The following is a 2,167-nucleotide window of genomic DNA, read 5'->3' on the forward strand; positions in this document are numbered from 1 at the left end:
CGATTGCCGTCCTCCCCGACCAGGCCGGCGTGGTCACGCAGGGACGCGGGGTTGTTCTTGACCATGCCGTAGAGATTGAGCCCATCCACGGTGCCTGCCGGATCCGTATTGAGCCAGCGCCCGATCCAGGGCTGGTAATACCGGAAACCGTAGTAATACAGCCCCGTGGCATCGCGCTCCTTGCCCGAGTAGCGGATGGTTTTGTTGTCCACGTCGCTCTGCGTGGCGGCGGCCAGCACGGCCGTGCCGCCAAAGGGGAAGTACTCTTCCTGCGTGATGAGCTGGCCAGCGGTATCGAGCTCCATGGAGCAGGAGCCCAGGCGATCCTGGATGGCCAGGCGCAATTGCGGGTTGGCAATGCCGGCGGGAGCGCCCACGGTCCAGTGCAGCAGCCGGGCGCCATCGTCCAGCACCAGCACTTCCAGGGTCTTGGTGGCGCCCTGGCGGCGCAGCTCTAGCCCGGGCAGGTAGATCACGTCGTCCTGTTGTTGCGAGTACGCAGCGCCGACCTTGGCATAGCGCGTCTTGCGCACGCGCTGGCCGTCACCACCGTAGATGTAGTACTCGCGGTCGTTCTCGTCGGAGTTCTGGTCGTGGCGATACACGAAGGTGACGCTTTGCAGCTGGTTCAGGCCGTTCCAGGTCAAGGGCTGCAAGCTGTTGCCGTCCAGGCAGATGGCGTTGCCCGCGGCGTCGAAGTAGGTATCGACCGCGCCCGCATTCAGCGTGGGGATATTGGCGTTCGAGAGCGCCCGATTGCTGTTGGGCGCAACGACCACCTTGCGGTTGGCGCCGGCGCCATTGAGGTTGACCCCGGTCAGGTTGCCGCCCAGGTCATAGGTGTAGCTTCGCGTATAGGACTGAAGGTTGACCGGGTCCGGGGGGGACAGGATTCCCGCGGGGGTGCCGGTATCCGTGGGCGTGCCCGTCGCGTTCTGGCGGCCCGTGGCCTGGATCAGTTGGTAGAGCGCGTCATAGGTATAGGTTTTATCGGGGCTGATCGCCTGCCCCTTGAAATACTGGGGCTGCGATAGCGGGTCCTGCAGAACGGTGACATTGCCCACGGGGTCGTACGTGTACTGTTTGCTTTGCAGCGTGGCACGGTCGCTGTCGCGCGTGGTCTTGATCGTCAGCAGGCGCTGGGTCAACTGGGGCTCATAGGTGTGGGTCGTGGTCACGCCGGTGCCCGCCTGCTTGACCAGCAGCTGTCCGGCGGCGTTGTAGGTCTGGGTGCGCACCACGGATTGCGGACTTCCTCCTTTGAGGGTGACGGTGCTGCCAAATAGGCGGCCCGCCAGGTCATAGGTGCTATTGCGCTGGTGACCTGCCGCGTCGGTCTGAGCCAGGACTTGCCCCAGGGCGTTGTACTGCCAGGAGGTGGGGTAAGGCGTGGGGTCGAGCACGCCCGGCCAGTGAGTGGCCAGCCCCGCCGCGTTCCAGTCGATCTCGGCCTGCGGATCCTGCGCCAAGGTGCGTACTTCCTGCTGCACGGGCCCTTGCACCGTAAACCCCCTGGCGCCGTGGTCCAGCAGACCGGCCGTGTCGTAGTGCTGGACGACCTGGCCGCGCAGGTTCAGGTTGCGCGGGTCGGTGGTATCGGTTGCATCATAGGAGCCGCCAGGTGGCAACGCGTCGCCATAGGTCCAGCGCTCGCGCACGTAGGTTGGCCCCTTACCTTCCACCTGTTCGCTGCGGGTGAGCGGGCGCCCCTGGGCGTCGTAGGTAAACGTCTGGACCGTCCCGCGTGCATCGCGCTGCCAGATCGGATGCCCTGCAATGTCGTGAAAGGTCTGGGTAGTGCCGGCATCGGCGCTGACAGTCTGCAGCACCTGGCCCGAGAGCGCGGGAGTGTGCTGGAAATTGAGCGTGGGCGAGTTGCCGCCCTGGGCGAAGAAGCGCGCGTCCTGGCTGCTGCTCGGCTGGCCCAGGTCATTGAAGGTATTGCGCTCGATGCATTGCGTCGCCACGCCGCCCGCCACGTTGCGGTTGTAGCGCAGCGTGCGCACCGCTTGCCCGCGGTTGTCGCGCACGCGGATAGTGGGAGTGCCGGTGCAGACGGTGAGCAATGCCATGGGTTTCGATCAGACATTTAGCGATTCCGGATCACCCTACCAGAAGCTGGCGAGCCTGGTGAGTGGCGTGCGCCGCGAAACTTTTGAATTGCGCC

The 2,167-nt window shown here is 65.1% G+C and carries 1 protein-coding gene; it reads right to left on the reverse strand.

What is annotated here, in order from left to right; genetic code table 11:
* Positions 1 to 2,072, reverse strand: a 2,072-nt coding sequence (locus DXK93_RS30705; protein WP_147400316.1) for an RHS repeat-associated core domain-containing protein, incomplete at its 3' end; no start/stop codon positions are given.
* Positions 2,073 to 2,167: the final 95 nt, after the last annotated feature.

It is taken from the genome of Achromobacter sp. K91 (genome assembly GCF_003576205.1).
Classification (GTDB): domain Bacteria; phylum Pseudomonadota; class Gammaproteobacteria; order Burkholderiales; family Burkholderiaceae_B; genus Achromobacter; species Achromobacter aegrifaciens.